14 protein-coding genes are annotated in these 16,603 nt (G+C 66.5%); 7 read left to right on the top strand and 7 right to left on the bottom strand.

Annotated elements, in window-relative coordinates; translation table 11 throughout:
• Positions 1 to 27 precede the first annotated feature (27 nt).
• Genes V5A19_RS04890 through V5A19_RS04880 form a run of 3 tightly spaced genes read left to right on the top strand, consistent with a single transcriptional unit; the run spans position 28 to position 1,988 of the window.
• On the top strand, positions 28 to 576 hold the full coding sequence (locus V5A19_RS04890; protein WP_332318125.1) for a hypothetical protein: 549 nt from the start codon (positions 28 to 30) through the stop codon (positions 574 to 576).
• Between the two features lie 59 nt (positions 577 to 635).
• Positions 636 to 1,580 carry an MBL fold metallo-hydrolase gene (locus V5A19_RS04885; RefSeq protein WP_443081416.1) on the top strand — a complete coding sequence of 315 codons (945 nt, stop codon included), beginning with the start codon at positions 636 to 638 and terminating at the stop codon, positions 1,578 to 1,580.
• Between the two features lie 30 nt (positions 1,581 to 1,610).
• Positions 1,611 to 1,988, top strand: a complete 378-nt coding sequence (locus tag V5A19_RS04880) for a hypothetical protein (protein WP_332318123.1) — start codon at positions 1,611 to 1,613, stop codon at positions 1,986 to 1,988.
• Between the two features lie 5 nt (positions 1,989 to 1,993).
• Here V5A19_RS04880 and V5A19_RS04875 read toward each other — a convergent pair whose 3' ends face one another.
• The 6 genes from V5A19_RS04875 to V5A19_RS04850 form a co-directional block, all read right to left on the bottom strand.
• A complete protein-coding gene (locus V5A19_RS04875) occupies positions 1,994 to 2,197 on the bottom strand; it encodes a LapA family protein (RefSeq protein WP_332318122.1) in 204 nt (67 codons plus the stop codon).
• 139 nt (positions 2,198 to 2,336) lie between these two features.
• Positions 2,337 to 3,176 carry a carboxylating nicotinate-nucleotide diphosphorylase gene (nadC, locus tag V5A19_RS04870; RefSeq protein ID WP_332318121.1) on the bottom strand — a complete coding sequence of 280 codons (840 nt, stop codon included), beginning with the start codon at positions 3,174 to 3,176 and terminating at the stop codon, positions 2,337 to 2,339.
• 134 nt (positions 3,177 to 3,310) lie between these two features.
• Positions 3,311 to 6,226 (bottom strand): valine--tRNA ligase, encoded by a 2,916-nt coding sequence (locus tag V5A19_RS04865; RefSeq protein ID WP_332318120.1) that lies wholly within the window; start codon positions 6,224 to 6,226, stop codon positions 3,311 to 3,313.
• 129 nt (positions 6,227 to 6,355) lie between these two features.
• Positions 6,356 to 7,135 (bottom strand): hypothetical protein, encoded by a 780-nt coding sequence (locus tag V5A19_RS04860; protein ID WP_332318119.1) that lies wholly within the window; start codon positions 7,133 to 7,135, stop codon positions 6,356 to 6,358.
• Positions 7,136 to 7,251: 116 nt separating this feature from the next.
• Positions 7,252 to 7,680: a DNA polymerase III subunit chi gene (locus V5A19_RS04855; protein ID WP_332318118.1), complete on the bottom strand. Its 429-nt coding sequence runs from the start codon at positions 7,678 to 7,680 to the stop codon at positions 7,252 to 7,254.
• Positions 7,677 to 9,167, bottom strand: coding sequence for a leucyl aminopeptidase (locus tag V5A19_RS04850; protein ID WP_332318117.1), 1,491 nt, complete (start codon positions 9,165 to 9,167; stop codon positions 7,677 to 7,679). Before V5A19_RS04850 ends, V5A19_RS04855 begins: the two co-directional genes overlap by 4 nt.
• 307 nt (positions 9,168 to 9,474) lie before the next feature.
• On the opposite strand from V5A19_RS04850, the gene lptF reads away from it, so the two are divergent.
• Positions 9,475 to 10,608 (top strand): LPS export ABC transporter permease LptF, encoded by a 1,134-nt coding sequence (gene lptF / locus V5A19_RS04845; RefSeq protein ID WP_332318116.1) that lies wholly within the window; start codon positions 9,475 to 9,477, stop codon positions 10,606 to 10,608.
• Positions 10,608 to 11,675 carry an LPS export ABC transporter permease LptG gene (gene lptG, locus V5A19_RS04840; RefSeq protein ID WP_332318115.1) on the top strand — a complete coding sequence of 356 codons (1,068 nt, stop codon included), beginning with the start codon at positions 10,608 to 10,610 and terminating at the stop codon, positions 11,673 to 11,675. Before lptF ends, lptG begins: the two co-directional genes overlap by 1 nt.
• On the opposite strand, the gene V5A19_RS04835 is transcribed toward lptG, so the two are convergent.
• Positions 11,658 to 12,122 (bottom strand): RDD family protein, encoded by a 465-nt coding sequence (locus V5A19_RS04835; protein ID WP_332318114.1) that lies wholly within the window; start codon positions 12,120 to 12,122, stop codon positions 11,658 to 11,660. The two genes, lptG and V5A19_RS04835, sit on opposite strands and share 18 nt — an antisense overlap.
• Positions 12,123 to 12,593: 471 nt before the next feature.
• Between V5A19_RS04835 and V5A19_RS04830 the strand changes: the two genes are divergently transcribed.
• Both V5A19_RS04830 and smc read left to right on the top strand, forming a co-directional pair.
• A complete protein-coding gene (locus V5A19_RS04830) occupies positions 12,594 to 12,977 on the top strand; it encodes a metallopeptidase family protein (protein ID WP_332318113.1) in 384 nt (127 codons plus the stop codon).
• A 36-nt stretch (positions 12,978 to 13,013) separates the two neighbouring features.
• On the top strand, positions 13,014 to 16,592 hold the full coding sequence (smc, locus tag V5A19_RS04825; protein WP_332318112.1) for a chromosome segregation protein SMC: 3,579 nt from the start codon (positions 13,014 to 13,016) through the stop codon (positions 16,590 to 16,592).
• The last annotated feature ends 11 nt before the right edge of the window (positions 16,593 to 16,603 follow it).

The following is a 16,603-nucleotide window of genomic DNA, read 5'->3' as shown; positions in this document are numbered from 1 at the left end:
TGGGCCCCATAGCCAAAGGAGGGGAAGATGCGACGTCTTTACCGTCTGCTCGCCGCAGGCGTAGCCGTAGGCCTGGTTGCCGGCTGTGGCGGGCACCATTTCCAGCCTCCGGGCGATGCCCCCGAGGCCTGGCAAGAGGCCATGCGCGAGGAGGCTCCCGGGGGCTGGGCGGTGTGGGGCTACGGTAAGGGCGCGGCAACCGAAAGCCTAGCAGCCGGGCGTTCTCGGGCGGCAAGCAAAGCAAGGTCGGCCTTGGCCGAACGGATCGATGCCCGGAGCGGCCATCTCCGGGAAGGTCTGAACGAGCGGTTGGTGGGCGACGGCAGCAAGGAACTGGAAAAGACCGATATCCGGGCCGTGGTCAAGCGGGCTGGCGAGATCGCTGTGAACCGGGCCGAGGTGGAGCGCCGGGAGCGGGACGCCGATGGCAACTGGCACGTCTTGATCCGGACCCACCTGCGGCCGCCCCTGAGCGAAGCCGCCGAGGAGCGGGGCCTGTCTTCAACGGCTAAGGAGCGCCTGATGGGCGAGGCAGAGCGTATTCTTCAGGGTGATTCCCAAGGAAAAGGCAATTGAGGGGCCTTTTGCTGACAGCTTTGGTGGTGGGCTGGTGGCTACTGGGTTCGGGCACGGCACTGGCCGACAAGGGCAACCCCTATGGCTCGCTGCCCTTTTCGCTGGAAGTGGACAAGGTCCCCGGAGCCCCGGTCTATTACGCCGTGGGCTATTCGGGGGTGCCCGACAGCGATAACGCCGGCCATACCTCCAATGCCGGGTTCGTGGTGACCGAAGACGGGGTGGTGGTCTTCGATGCCCTGGGCACGCCCGCTCTGGGATACGCCCTGCTGCAAAGTATCCGGGAAGTCACGGACCGGCCGGTGCGCCGGGTGGTGGTCAGTCATTACCACGCCGACCACGTCTATGGCCTGCAGGCCTTCCGCGAGCATGCCGACGCCCTTTCGGTCTGGGCCCAGGAAAAGGCGAGGGGGTATTTCAACCCCCAGGGCTTTAAGCGTAGCGAGGACGCCCGGCGCCGGTTGGGGCAGCGCCGCGAGGCCCTGTTCCCCTGGGTGGACGAGGACACCTATCTGGTGGAGCCGGACCGGCTTTTTGACCAACGGGCCGAGTTTTCCATGGGCGGGGTGACCTTTCGCATCCGCCATATGGGGCCGGCCCATGCCCCCGGGGACAGCATGATGGTGATGCCTGAGCTGGGCGTGGTGTTCAGCGGCGACATTATCTACAAGGGGCGGATCCCCTTCCTTGACAGCCCCCAAGTGGATACCGCCAACTGGCTGGAGGGCCTGGAGGCCCTAACCGCCATGGAGCCGCCCCCCCGCTTCGTCATCCCCGGCCACGGCGAGCCTTCCGCCGATGTGGAAAAGGCGGTTCAGTTCACGCAGGACTATCTGGGCTTCGTCCGCGAAAAGATGAAGGCCGCGGTGCGCGATTTCCAACCCTTTGCCGAGGCCTACGAGGGCACGGACTGGTCCCGCTACCGCGACTTACCCGCCTTCGATGCGAGCAACCGGGGCAACGCCTATCGGGTGTATCTGGAGATGGAGCAGTCGGCCTTCTAACAAACGTGCTGGGTCTGCTAGATTAAAAGCATGGCCAATGGATCGACAAACCTGACCCTGGGTCATCCCGACGCCTTCTCCCTGATGGCCCCCGATGAGCCCCTGTACAAACGGGTCCCCACGCTGGGACCCGAGGGGCAGCGACTCGCCGATTTTATGATGATCATTCCCCGGCTCCGGCAGAAACCGGAAACCGCCCTGCGGGAGACGGTGGCGGAGATGGAGCACGTGCTCGGCGTCTATCAGCGTTTCGTGGTCTACGCCGACCTCAATCTCCGGATCAATGTCCTTTGGGTCAGCCTAAAGCCGGTTCCCGGTATGTGTCTGGAAGTGGCCACCGCCATCAAGGCCCGGGTCCCCGAGGCCCTGCTGGTGGCCAACAAGCGGGAGGCCATGGGGCCCCGCTAGTCCTCCTACCGTTTTTTGCGGTGGGCCCACTGCCCCCGCCCCAGCCAGCCGATAATCACCCCGATCAGCAGGATCACCAGCGCCATCACCCCGCGGGCGGTCTCGACCCGCCAGGCCAGGAACTCGATGGTGACCATCTGCGTGTTCTGGAAGATGAAGATGAGCACCAGGATCAGCAGGATGAGGGCCGTCAGCAGCTTGTAATACATGGGAGCTCCTTTGGTGCCAAGCAGGGGTCAATGGCGCACTTATCCCCGTTTACCAGCCTTGGCCGGCCGAGGGAAACGGTGCCCGGAGAGGCCATCTTCCGGCCAGGGGTTGGAGTAGCGTGTTGTCTGGGCAGGGCCCTCAGGCGAAACGCATGGAAAGGTCGAGGCTGGTCAGGTCGCGGGTCAGGGCCCCAGAGCTGATGCCGTCGACCCCCGTCTCGGCAACCTCCCGGACGTTGCCTAGGTGGATGTTGCCGCTGGCCTCCAGGAATACCCCCCCGGGCCGCTCGGCAACCGCCGTCCGCAGGTCGTCGAGGGGGAAGTTGTCCAGAAGCAGAGCATCCACCCCGGCGCCCAGGGCCTGCCGCGTCTGCGCCAGGTCCTCCACCTCCAGCTGGATGCGTGCGGTGTGGGGGACCTGTTCACGGATCGCCGCCACTGCCGGCTCCAGGCCACCGGCCCAGGCCAGATGGTTCTCCTTGAGCAGGACCCCGTCGAACAGGCCGTGGCGGTGATTGTGGCCGCCGCCCATGCGGACCGCGTACTTCTGGGGGGTGCGCAGGCCGGGGAGGGTCTTGCGGGTATCCAGGATGCGCGCGCCGGTGCCGGTTACCGCCCGGGTCATTTCCGCTACGGCCGTGGCGGTCCCGGAAAGGGTCTGGAGCAGGTTGAGGGTCGTGCGCTCCCCCGTCAGGAGCACGCCGGCGGGCCCGGACAGGTGGGCCACTTCGCGTCCGGCTTCCACCAGCTCGCCTTCGGCGCCCAGCCAGTCCAGCCGCGCCCCGCCCAGCTGGGCAAAGACCTCTTCCGCGAAGGGGCGACCGCACAGGATGCCGGTGCTTCGGGCCACGATGGCCGCCGTTGCGCTTTCCTCAGCGGGAACGGCGGCCACGCTGAGGTCCCCCGGGCCCACGTCCTCGGCCAGGGCGCGAGCGACGGTATCCCGGACCACCGCCTGGGGAAGGGGAATGTGGCTCATGAGGCCCTCCTAGGGCAGGGCGTGACCGCAATGATGCACGAGGCCAGGATAGACCCCCAACCAGGCTGTCGGGGAAGGGGTCGGCCTCGTCTGCCTGTCTCCTTGGTCCCTTGCAGGGGTAGCCAACCGGCCTATTATTCCTGCAGGCCGGAAAGCCGGTCGCGCTGGCCCCTGAGCTGATTGTAGCGCTCCTCGAACTCGGCGAGCTTCTCCCGCTCCCTGGCCACCACTTCCGCCGGGGCCTTGTCGGTGAAGTCGGGGTTGCCCAGCTTCTTGCGGCTGCCAGCCAAGTCCCCGGCTACCTTCTCCAGTTCCTTGTCCAGGCGCTGGAGCTCGGCCTCCAGGTCGATCAGGCCTTCCAGGGGCACCAAGATCTGCAGCTCTCCGACCAGCTCGGCGGCGGCCTGGGGCGCCTCCGCGTCCTGCCCTAGCCAATCGATGCGCTCGGGCCGGGCCAGGGCATCGATGAAGGGGCGGTGGTTGGCGATCCGTTGGCGGTCGCGCTCGTCGCCGCCGCGCACCAGAACCGGGATGGCCTGGTACGGATTGATGTTCATCTCGCCCCGGATGGAGCGCAGGGCGCCCACGAAGGCCTCCAGCCAGGCGTAATCGGCCTCCGCCTCGGCATCGATAAGGGCCTCATCGGCGGCCGGGTAGGGCTGGCGCATGATGGTGGCTCCCTCGCACCCGGCCAGGGGCGCCGCCCTCTGCCAGATCTCCTCCGTCACGAACGGCATGAAGGGGTGCAGGAGTCGCAGGCCAGCCTCCAGCACCCGAATCATGGTGAATCGTGTCCCCTCGGCGGCCTGGGGGTCGTCGCCCTGAAGGGCCGGCTTGGCCAGCTCCAAATACCAGTCGCAGTAGGCGTGCCAGATGAAGTCGTAGACGGCGTGGCCGGCGTCGTTGAAGCGGTAGGCCGCCATGGCATCGGCCACCTCGGCTTCGGTGCGTTGCAGCCGGGAGACGATCCAGCGATCGGGCCAGGTGCGGCCGGCGGGGGCCTCGGGGGGTTGGCTCACATGCATGAAGTTGAAGCGGGCGGCGTTCCATAGCTTGGTAGAGAAGTTGCGGTAGCCCTCGATGCGGCCCAGATCGAACTTGATGTCGCGGCCCATGGTGGCCAGGGAGGCGAAGGTGAAGCGCAGGGCGTCGGCGCCAAAGGCGGGGATGCCCTCGGGGAACTCCTTGCGCGTCATGGTTTCCACAGCCTTGGCCTTGTCCGGCTGCATCAGGGCGCTGGTGCGCTTTTCCACCAGGGATTCCAGGTCGATGCCGTCGATGAGGTCCAGGGGATCGAGGACATTGCCCTTGGACTTGCTCATTTTGTTGCCCTCGGAGTCGCGCACCAAGCCGTGCACGTAGACCTCCTCGAAGGGCACATTATTCATGAACTTGCACCCCATCATGATCATCCGGGCGACCCAGAAGAAGATAATATCGAATCCGGTCACTAGGACGGTGGTGGGATAGAAGGTGCGCAGCTCCTCGGTGTCCTCGGGCCAGCCCAGGGTGGAGAAAGGCCACAGGGCGGAGGAGAACCAGGTGTCGAGGACGTCGGGGTCCTGGATCAGCTTGTCGCTGCCGCAGTTGGGGCAGCGCTGTGGGCGTTCATCCTCGGTTCCGGGCACGATGGGGGTGGCGTTTGAGCCCACGTGGATGTGCTCGGCCTGATTAATGGCCTCCACCAGGGCGACACCGTGGGCGGCCAGCTGGTTGGGGGTGCCGCCTTCACCCAGATTGCCCAGTCCGTGCAGGGTGAGGTGATCGCCATCGCACTCGGCGCAGTACCATACGGGAACCCGGTGGCCCCACCAGATCTGGCGGGAGATGCACCAGTCTTCGAGGTTATACATCCACTCGTAGTAGGTCTTGGCCCAGTTGTCCGGCACGAAACGGATGTCGCCGCGCTCCACCGCCTCGATGGCGGGCCGGGCCAGCGGGCCCACCTGGACGAACCACTGATCGGTGAGGAAGGGCTCGATGACGGTACCGGTACGGTCCCCCCGGGGCACCATGAGCCGGTGGTCCTCCACCGAGGCCAGCAGGCCCGCCGCGTCCATCTCCGCCACCACACGCTCCCGAGCCTTAAAGCGATCAAGGCCTTGGTAGGCCGCTGGGGCGTTGTGGTTGATGCGGGCGTCTTCGGTGAAGATGTTGAGAAGGGTCAGGTCGTGGCGCTGGCCCATCTGATAGTCGTTGAAGTCGTGGGCCGGCGTGATCTTGACGCAGCCGGAGCCGAATTCGGGATCCACGTGGTCGTCGGCCACAACGGGGATGGGCCGCTCGGCCAGGGGGAGGTGAACCTGCTTGCCGACTAGATGGGTGTAGCGCTCGTCTTCGGGGTGCACGGCCACCGCTTGGTCTCCGAGCATGGTCTCGGGCCGGGTAGTGGCAACGGTGAGGTGGTCGGAGCCGTCGGCGAGGGGATAGCGGAAGTGCCACAGGTGGCCGTCCTCTTCCTCGGACTCCACCTCTAGGTCCGAAATGGCGGTATGCAGGACGGGATCCCAGTTCACCAGGCGCTGGCCACGGTAGATCAGGTCCTCGTTGAACAGGCGCACGAAGACCTGGGTAACCGCCCGCGAAAGGCCCTCGTCCATGGTAAACCGCTCACGCGACCAGTCGCAGCTGGCTCCCAGGCGCCGAAGCTGGGTACCGATGACGTTGCCAGAGGTCTCCTTCCATTGCCACACCCGGTTGATGAACTCGGCTCGGCCCAGGTCATGCCGGGAACTTCCCTCCTGCTCCAGCTGGCGCTCTACCACCATTTGCGTGGCGATGCCCGCGTGATCGGAGCCCGGCTGCCACAGGGTCTTTGCTCCCCTCATGCGGTGGTAGCGGGTCAGGACGTCCATGAGGGTGTCCTGGAAGGCGTGCCCCATGTGGAGGGTGCCGGTTACATTGGGAGGCGGGATCATGATGGCGAAAGGCGGTGCCTGTTCCGCCAGATTCGGCAGGAAGAACCCCTGCGCCTCCCAGAAGGTATACCACCGTGTCTCGACCTCCTGGGGGTCGTAGGTCTTGGGAAGGTCGGCGGATGGCTGGGTCATGGGTGCCTCTTATGCATGCCCGTGGGGCCCGGCTTCCAGGGCCGCCGGGCCCGGGTGGATGAAACCAAAAAACCCCCGATCCGGGGGTCAGGGGCTCGTCAGGGGCGGGATAAGGAAAAGAAAGGGGCCCTACTCCCCCTTCTTGATCCGCTCGATCTCGGTCTCGGCGATCTCGCGTAAAAGGCCCGGAAGCCGCTCTTCCAGGTACTCTTGGAGGGCCTCCCGGATCTTGGGCTCGAGCGCCTCCGCAAGGCGGTTGTCGAGGTCAGCCGTGGCCTGTTCGACCTGTTCGCGGACCGTGGTCTCCACCGTGTCCCGAACCGATTCGCTATCGATTGCGGGTGACGGCGGTTCGGAAGGAGGGGCCAACGATTGGTCGGGGCTTTCGGTGCCAGCCTCCCAGGCGGGAGCGGCCTCGCTTTCACTAAGGTCGAAGGCTTCTTCGGCCATGGCCGGTTCTGCCCCCGTCCCCAGCTCTAGTTCTTCGGGCGGCGGGGCCGTCTCTGGGGAAAGCTCCGGCTCGGTCTCGGCGGATCCTTCCGGTTCAGCCACGGAACCGGTTTCCGGTTCGGTTTCCTCGGCAGGGCTTGCCTCCCTATCCCAACGACCGAAAAGGGCATCGAATTCGCTTCCGGCGGTCTCATCGGGCGGAGCGATACCGGCGTCCTGCTCCGATTCTTGTTGCCGATCCAGGCCTGTTTGGATGGTTTCTTCCGGGTCCTGAGCGGTTTCCTCCTCGGCCACAACATCGGTCAGGACGAGCTCCTCGCCGCCCTCTCCGGTACCCTCCGCAGGGGCCTCTTCCCCGGCCGGGGCGTACTGATCCGCCACCGACTCCGAGCGCCCGGAGCTATCCTCCGAGCCCTCTTCTTCGAGGATGTTGCGGAGGCTGTTGAGGATTTCATCCATGCTCACGTCCTCTTCAGAGGCGCGGCCTTCGTGGTTTCGCTGTTGTTCCGCCATGGTTATGCACCCGTTGGGGGAATTGGAGCCAGTAGCAGTATCCGTTCCTGGCGCCGCGGCTGTCAATTCGCCCTTATGTCGTGGGCGTACAGATCATAGCCGGCCGCGCGGTAACGGGCGTAGCGCTGCCGGGCAGCCTGCCGGTTTTCCGGATCGGGTGGTACAAATTCGGCGACCCGCTCGTAGTGGTCGAGGCATTCCGGCGGCGGCGGCGCGACACAAACCAGAACCTCGGTCCCTTCGGGGGTCAGGCAGTCGGTGGCCAATACCACCGGTTCGGGAATCTCCGAATCAACACGGTCCCGAGGGGCATGCGGCACGAAGGCATTCTGGCGAAAGGTCCAAAGGCGAGCGTCGAGATCGGCCAGGCTGGATTCGTCTCTCGTGTACACTCGGACTCGGTAGCCTGCCTGGTAGGCCTTCCCGGTCACCAGGCAGGCAGCCTGTAGGGTGTCGCCGGCCTCCAGGCGGTAGAAATCCACTCGTGTCATCCGCCAGCGCGCTCTGCTAGATACTGACTGACCATCCGCACCGGATGCCCGGTGGCTCCCTTGTTGTCCCCGCTGGTCCAGGCAACCCCGGCGATATCAATATGCGCCCATTCGTAATCCTCGGTAAACCGAGAAAGGAAACAACCGGCGGTGATGGTGCCGGCCTCCCGACCACCGACGTTCTTCATGTCAGCGAAGTTGCTCTTGAGCAGCTCCTGGTACTCGTCCCACAGCGGCAGCTGCCAGGCGCGCTCGCCGGTCTCGTCCCCGGCATCGGTGAGCTCCCGGACCAGACGGTCGTTATTACCCATCAGCCCTGCCGCCTTTTTGCCCAGAGCCACGATGCAGGCACCGGTTAAAGTGGCCATGTCGATCACCGTCTCGGGCTCGTAGCGCTGCACCCAGTGCAGAGCATCGGCAAGCACCAGGCGGCCTTCGGCGTCGGTATTAATGATTTCGATGGTTTTGCCAGACATGGCCGTCAGAATGTCACCGGGGCGGTAGGCTTTGCCGTCGGGAAGGTTCTCCGCAGCCGCCACGACGCCGACTACATTGATGGGCAGCTCCAGCTCGGCGACCGCCCGCAGGATACCGAACACCCCGGCGGCTCCGCACATGTCGTATTTCATCTCATCCATGGCCGACGCCGGTTTGATTGAGATGCCCCCGGAATCGAAGGAAATGCCCTTGCCCACCACGACGTAGGGCTTGGTATCGGCTTCGTCCCCTTGGTACTCCATAGCGATCAGTCTGGGCGGATTCACCGAGCCCTGGCCCACCGCCAGGAAGGCGCCCATGCCCTCGGCCTCCATCTGGGCCTCATCCAGGACGGTAAGCCCGAGGTTCCATTCCTCGGCCAGGGACGAGGCCTGCTCGGCCATATGCATGGGGGTGGCCACATTGGGTGGTTGATTGGCCAGATCGCGGGCCTGTGAAACCCCATTGGCAAAGGCCATGCCCCGCTCTACGGCGGCCTGGCCTTCCCGCAGATCGCTGCGACGAGGGACGCAGAATGTGAGCCGACGGAGGGGTCGGCGGGGGCGCTCCACCTTGGACTTGTACTGATCGAAACGGTATAGGCCAAGGGTCCCCGCTTCCGTGGCCGCACGCACTTTCCACCCGATCTCCCGACCCTTCACATGGAGCTCGGGGAAATAGACCACCGCCTCCATGGACCCCGTGCCGTCGAGGTGCTGCACCAGCTTTTCCACCGCATCGCGGTAGCGGTGGTCGTCCAAATCCCGTTCCTTGCCGAGGCCGACGAGAAGGACCCGATCAGGTAGAATGTTGGGGATATTGTGGAGCATCAGGAACTGGCCCTGCCGACCCTCCATATCCCCGCGGCGGAGGAGCTTGGTCAGATAGCCATCCGTGGCCCGGTCGATGTCCCGGGCAGCGGGTGAGAGGCGGCGAGGCTCGAAGACCCCCACCACTACGCAGGCGGTTCGCTGCTTTTCTGGGCTTCCGCTCTTGACGAAAACTTCCATCGGCGGTCTCCTCCGCAAGCTCTGGCGGCTGCTTATGGGCCGCCATCGGCCTCCAAATGGTGACAAAAACTTAAATTCCCGAGTCTAGCTCCGCCGGAGCTGGGGGTAAAGCCTTATTTTTCCATTTCTTCCCGAAACTTGGGCTCTTAGCAGACTGGACAACCGAAACCCCAATTTCATCTCTGAAAGCCGCTCTCCGAATGCTTCGGCAGGGCCGGGGTAGAGGGCCTTCTCCGGGGGAAAGGCTCGGGGGAACAATGCGGTGGAGCCGGATAGCGGTTAGAGCGGCGCGGAGCATTACACCGGCGTGAAGATTCTTTATCGCCATATCGCCACCGAGGTGGTCCAGCGGGCATTGATCATCCTCGGGGTGATTACCATGCTCATGTTGCTGGCCAAGGGGCTCGATTACCTTGAGGAAATGGCCCAGGGCGAGATCCCTGGGCAGGGGGTTTTCGCCCTTTTGGGACTGGCCCTTCCCAAGATCCTGGCCTTGGCCCTCCCCCTTGCAATGTTCTTCGGCCTCCTGACCACCATCGGCCGGCTCTGTCTGGATAGCGAGATGGATGCCATGGCAGCCGCCGGGGTCGGCCTCTATAACCTGCTTCCCTTGGTCGTGGCGCTGGGGTTTGTGGCGCTTTTGCTCGAGGCCGGTCTGACGCTAGGTCTGGAGCCCATGGGCGAGGGCCGCATGGCCCGAGCCAAGGCCACGTTCCAGCAGCAGGCCCTGACCAGCCTGGTGCGTTCGGGCCAATTCAATGAATTTCCGGGGGGGCGTGTTCTTTACTTCACCGAACGGGGCAGCCAGGGCCTTATGCGGGAGGTCTTTTTCCACGACCCCAAGCCTCGCCCCCCGGTGACCATCACGGCCAAGCGGGCGGAGCTGACCCAGAGCGAGAACGGCAAGGTTGAGGCCTTGTTTCACCAAGGGCGGCGCTACCAGGGTCGGCCAAGGGAAGGTCTTGCCCGGGTTATGGGCTTCGACCGATACCGGGTCCGGAAATCGCTGGGGAACATCGCAGGCGGTGACGGAGGTCGGGAAGCGGTGGCCACGGCCGAGCTGTGGCAGGGGGCCTGGGCCGACGGTTCGGGAGTGCGCCGGGACCGAGTCGAGCTTTTCCGACGGCTGGCTATTCCGCTGAGCGTGCCGGTACTGCTCTTGCTGGCCCTGCCGCTCGGAGTGGAGCGCCGCCGTGGCGGTCGCTCCTTCGGGATACTCGGCGGCGCCCTTCTGGTGCTTGCCTACCACAACGCCCTCATCGCCATCGAGGACTGGGCTGGTGACGGGGTTGTTGGGGCTCATTGGCTGCTGTGGGCGACCCCGGTTCCGGTCCTGGGCCTGGCGGTTTTCCTGCTGTACCGCACGGTTTACGGCCTACCGCTGATGGCTTTGCCCGGCGCCAAGCGTCGGCGCGGGGCTCCCTCCCGGAGGGGCCCATAATGACAACCGTCGATCGCTTCCTGCTGCGCGGGTTCCTCGCAAAGACCGGCCTAATGCTGTTTTTGCTCGCCGGTATCTATCTCCTGTCCGAGGCGCTGCAGTATAGCCGCCGCCTAGGCCAGGAAGGCTTCGATTTGCTCCTGCTGCTGCAGTACCTGGCCCTGAGCACCCCCGGCATCCTGGCTGAGATGGCCCCCTTCGGGGTCCTGTTGGGCACCCTGGTGCTGCTGGGCGAGCTCGCCCGTAACGCCGAGCTGACCGCGCTCCGGGCCGGGGGGATCAGTCTGGCCCGGATTGCTCGGCCCCTTCTGCTGGGAGGCGCAATTGCCTCCGCGCTCACTTTCGCGGTGGAGGACCGGGTAGCCGGTCGCCTGGAGCTGGTGGGTGAACGGCTGCTCAACGAGCGCGTGGGCGACGGCGGGTCCGGGCGTTGGCTGGGAAGGGGCGGGATATGGCTGCGGGACGGGCCGCACGTGGTTTCGGCAAGTCGGGTATCCCGGACGGGTGACAACCTGAGCGGGGTGACCATATACCGGCTTGACGATCAGGGCCTGGTCAATCAGGTCCTAACCGGGGGTAGCCTAGCCTTCCGCCAAGGGGTCTGGCGGTTAACGAAGGGGACCCAGGTAGGGATCGCGGCTTTAAACGGCCGGGAGCAAAGCGAGGCCGAAATTCCCCTAAGGGCCCGTCCCGAGGTTATAGCCGATCTGGGTAGCAGTCCCGAGCGCATGGGCTTTGTGAAGCTCTGGGGCTATGTGGACCAGTTGCGGCGCCAGGGCCAGCCAACCGATTATCTGGCCTTCACCTTGTGGCAGAAGGTGACCCTTCCCCTGGCCTGTGTTGTTATGGTGCTGGTGGCGGCCCCCTTTGTTTCCTTAACACCGCGCTCGGAAAACCGGGTCGCTCGGCTGCTCGGCGGGATCGGCCTGGGCATGCTGTTCCACGCCAGCAATGTGCTGGTGGAGCAGCTCAGCGTCGCCGGAGGTTTGCCGCCGGGGGTGGCAGCGTGGCTGCCGTTGGTGGTTTTCACGGCTCTGGGTGGGCTAATGCTAGCGCGATGGGGTTGAGACCCCTTTCCCCGTCAGCATCAGGTGGGTGCGGGAAAGGCGGTCGTGCCAGGTTAGCCGGTCGGGATCGATTAGGGCCCACCAGAAGCCCAGCCCCAGGGGAGCCCAGGAGAGCAGGGCGGTAAGCAGGCGGATCCCTGCCGCCTTCAGGCTGATCGCTCCCCCCGCCGGATCGACCACCCGCAGACGCCATGGACGCATGCCTACCGTTTGACCCCCCCGGACCCAGGAACCCAGGAAATAGGCGGGGGGAGCCGCCAACAGGGCCAGCTGGACCAGCGTCCGGCCGACAGGGCCGGGGCCGCGCATGTCCTCGTTAGCCCCGCCCGTGAGGGCCGTGGAAGCCAGTCCGACGGCCATGACCAAAGCGGCGCAGATCAGGGCGTCGTAGGTGGCGGCTCCCAGGCGGCGCAGCAGATAGGGGCTGGGGGAGATGGGCTGGCTCATGGCATTCTCCGGGGGGCTCCGGGGCCGCCTGTGGCGGGCCCGTCAGTCGGTCGGGGTTACACCTTGGCAAATAGCGGCTCCCGGATGGGGCGTGAGGAGCCGGGTATCCGCGACGGGTGCGCAGAGTCTATCATCCGGCCACGGGGCAGCTGGTCTCCCATCCTGGAACTGCGCAGGGGGTCTATGAGCCGGGATGGCTGGTGCCGCAAGCAAGGGCGATGTAGGCGGGCTGGCTGCCCGTTAAGGACCGCTGACGGCGCGCCGTCCTCAATCCCGGATCGCCCCAAGGCAGCATCTGAACCGGCCCAGCGCCGCAAAGCCCCGCCTCGACGTGGGTTCACCATCCCGCCCCTGAGCCCCTTCCTTCTGAGGCCACGGGCACAACCCATAGGGGCTCAGGGGCGGGATGCCTTGCTTTGGACTGGCTAACAACGCTCAGCCCCCTACGCCCTTCTGGGCTGGGAGACTAATATGCACATGGAAGCCTTCGCCGCCGAGGTGGAAACCGCCATCGGCGAGCTCCCGCCCGAATTCCGGGCGGCCGTCGAGAATGTGGCGGTCCTCGTGGAGGACTGGGCCGACAAGGCTACTCAGGCCGAGATGAGCCTGGCGCACCCACTCGATCTGCTCGGCCTCTACCGAGGGCTGCCCCTGCCCGACCGCGGCGGCACCTACGCCGGTGCCGAGCCGGATCAGGTGCTTCTGTATCGAAAGGCCATCCTTGATTACGCCGATCGCCACGGCTTAGCGGTAACCGAATGCATCCGCAACACCTTGATCCACGAGCTGGGCCATTATCTGGGCTACGATGACGACCAACTGGAGCGTATCGAGCATGGCCCGTTCCATTACTGAGCGCCGACGCCATCACTCACAGGGTCCCGCCCGCCCATGAAGCTCCGCCGCATCAAGCTCTCCGGGTTCAAGTCCTTCGTCGAGCCCACCACCATCCCGCTGCCCTCGGACATCACCGCAGTGGTGGGCCCCAACGGCTGCGGCAAGTCCAACGTCGTCGATGCCGTGCGCTGGGTGCTCGGGGAGGGCTCCGCCAAGCACCTGCGCGGCGGTCATATGAGCGATTTCGTCTTTAACGGCTCCGACAACCGCGCACCGGTAAGCCGGGCAGTGGCGGAGCTGGTGTTCGACAACAGCGAGGGCGTCCTGGGCGGGCCCTACGCCGCCTATGACGAGATCAGCGTCAAACGGGCGGTGGACCGCGACGGCGGCTCCGAGTACTACCTCAACGGCAGTCGCTGCCGGCGCAAGGACATCACTGACCTGTTCCTGGGCACCGGCCTCGGGCCCCGCGCCTACGCCATCATCGAGCAAGGGACCATAGGGCGGATCGTGGAGGCGCGCCCCGAGGACCGGCGGCTCATGGTCGAGGAGGCCGCCGGGGTTACGCGCTACAAGGAACGGCGCAAGGAAACCGTCCGCCGTATCGAGCAGACCCGCGAGAACCTGGAGCGGGTGGAGGACCTGCGCAGCGAGCTCGGCGATCGCCTGGAGCGTCTCGGCGAGCAGGCCGAATGGGCCCGCGAGTACAAGCGCCTCAAGCAGGAGCAGCGCGAGGTCGACCAGCAGCTACTGGGGGCCCGTTACCGCGACCAGCGCAAGGCGGTGGAGGCCCAACAGGGGGAGGTGCGCCGCTACGAGACCGAGCTGGAAGCGGCACGGAGCCAATTCACCGAGACCGAGGCGGAAGCCGAGCGTCAGCGCCAGGCCCTGGATCAGGCCAACGAGGCGGTCAACGAAGCCCAGGGGCGTTACTACGCCCGCGAGAGCGAGCTCGCCGGCCTCGAGCGGGAGCAGGCCCATGCCCGGCAGGAAAAGCAGCGCCTAGAGGAGGAGCGCGACGCCGCCCACGGGGAGATCGCCGAGCTCGAACAGCGCCTGGCCGAGCACCAGCAGCGCATCGACGAGGCCGTCGGCGAACAGGAGGACCTGCGGGCGGAAGTGGCGCGGCTGGAGGCGGCTCATCAGGAGGCGGCGAGCGCCCTGGAGCAGGCCCGGGAGCACCTGCGCGCCGCCGAAGAGGCGGATCGCGAGGCCCGCGAGGCCGTGCAGGCCCCGGCTCAGGAGGCGGGGCTGCAGGATGAGCGCCGCCAGCAGGCGGAGAGCCGTCTCGCCGCCCTCGCCGAGCGCAGGGGAACCTTGCGGGCGGAGCTGGCCGAGCTGGCGGAGACCACGAAGGACGTCGATACCGAAAGCGCCCAGGCCACCCTGGAGACGGCAGAGGAACGCCGCGACCAGGCGGCCGGCGAGCTGGAGGCGGCCGAAGCCGCCTTCTTGGATCGCGAGGGAGAGCGCGACGAGGCCACAGAGGCGGTTACCCAGCGCCGCCACGAGCGCGAGCGAATTATGGCCCAGCTGGAGTCGTTGCGCACCCTGGAGCGTCGGGGCGAGGACCTGAACACTGGGACTCAGGCCCTGCTGGAGCGCGTGGAGGGCGACCGGTCGCGCCTGCTCGGCGGCCGGATCCGGGTCGCAAGCGGGTGGGAGACGGCGGTGGAGGAGGTCCTCGCCGACCGCCTCCAGGCCTTGGTGGTCGCCGGGAGCGAATGGCCGGAGGAGCTGACCTGGATGCGCGCCCAGGAGGCCGGGCGCTATCCGGCGGTGCGGCCCGGCAACGGTCAGGCCGGGGATGCGGCCGGGGGCGGCCTTTTGGGCAAGGTGGAATGCGACAGCAACCTCCGGCCCGTAATCGCCGAGTGGCTGGTAGGGGTCGGCGTCGCTGACGATTTGGACCATGCCCTTGCCCGTGCCGGGGAGCTAGGGCCGGGCGCGGTCCTGGTGACGCCCGAGGGCGACCGCGTCGGTCGGGACTGGGTGGTGGTGCATCGCGGCGACGCCGATCCCGAGACCAGCTGGCTGCGGCGCCAACGGGAGATCGAACGGCTGGAGGAGCGCCTCGCGGCAGAGGAGGAAAAGGTAACCCGGGCCGAGGAGGCCCTGGAAGCCGCACGGACTGCCTTCGATACCGCCCGGGAGCGCGTCGACGCTGCCCGGGGGGATTTAAGCCGGTCGGAGGAGGCGGTCCGCCAGGCCCGCGAGGAACTCAACCGACGCCAGGGGGAGGCCAACCGCGCCGAGGAGCGTCGCCAGCACCTGGAAGCGGAGCTGGAACGCCTCGCAGACGAGGAGGCCACCGAAACCGCCGCCAAGGAGGAGGCTGCGGAGGCCGTCGAGGCTGCCCGGCAGCGGGAGAGCGCCGGCCAGGCCGAAAGCGAGGCCCGCCAGCGGGAGCTCGAGGATGCGCGGACCGCGGCCCAGTCCGCCGAGTCCGCGGAACGCGAGGCCCGTGAGGCCCTCAATCAGGCCAAAAGCCGGTTGGACAGCCTGGAGGCGGCACGCCAGGAGACCGAGCGCCATACCCAGTGGGCCAACGACGAGTTGGCCAAGCGCCGTCAGCGGCTCGACGAGCTCCAAGAGCGGCTGGCCGAGCAGGGGGAGCCCGCCAGCGGCATACAGGAGCGCCTGGATGCGGCCATGGCCGCTCGGGCGGAGGCCGAGGCCGAGCTAAATGAGCGCCGCAAGGCCGCCGAAGCCGCCCAGAGTGCCCTGTCCCAAACCGAAGGACGCCGCGCCGAGGCCGAAACCGAGGTGGAGGCCCGCCGCAGCGCCCTGGAAGAGGCCCGCCAGGACCTCAACAAGGCCGAGGTACGCCTGGAGGAGGTGGAGGGACGGATCCAGGAGGCCGGGACCACGCCCCAGGCGGTTTTGGCCGGGCTCTCCGATGACGCCGACGCCGCCGCCCTGGAGAAGCGCCGGGGCGAGCTCCAGAAGGCCATCGACCAGCTGGGCACGGTGAACCTGGCCGCCATCGAGGAGCACGACGAGGTCTCGGAGCGCAAGTCCCATTTGGACGATCAGGCGGCGGATTTGGAAGAGGCCCTGAACACCCTGGAAAACGCCATCCACCGCATCGATGCGGAGACCCGCAAACGCTTCCGAGAGACCTTCGAGGCCGTGGACGCCAACTTCCGCCGCCTTTTCCCCCGGCTGTTCGGTGGCGGCCGGGCCTATCTGGCCATGACCGATACCCAGTCAAGCCGGTCCGGAAAGGAATCGGGGGCGCGAGAAGCGGCCACCGAGGCTGATCCCATGGAGACCGGAGTGGACATCATGGCCCAGCCGCCCGGTAAGAAAGTTAGCTCCATCAACCTGCTCTCAGGCGGCGAGAAGGCCCTTACCGCCGTTGCCATGACTTTCGCCCTGTTCCAGCTCAACCCCGCCCCTTTCTGCGTCCTCGACGAGGTGGACGCCCCGCTGGACGACGCCAACGTGGGCCGCTACGGCGAATTGCTGCAGGAGATGTCGGAGACCACCCAGTTCATCGTGGTCACTCACAACAAGACCACCATGCAGGTGGCCGAGCAGCTGGTGGGTGTGACCATGGCCGAGCCCGGGGTCAGCCGCATGGTGGCGGTGTCGGTGGAGGAGGGGGCGGAGCTGGTGGAAGCCGGATGAAGACCTTTACC

The organism is Thiohalorhabdus sp. (assembly GCF_036628635.1).
Taxonomy (GTDB): domain Bacteria; phylum Pseudomonadota; class Gammaproteobacteria; order Thiohalorhabdales; family Thiohalorhabdaceae; genus Thiohalorhabdus.
Note: the sequence above shows the minus strand (reverse complement) of the source record. Positions and strands in the feature narration are given on the sequence as shown.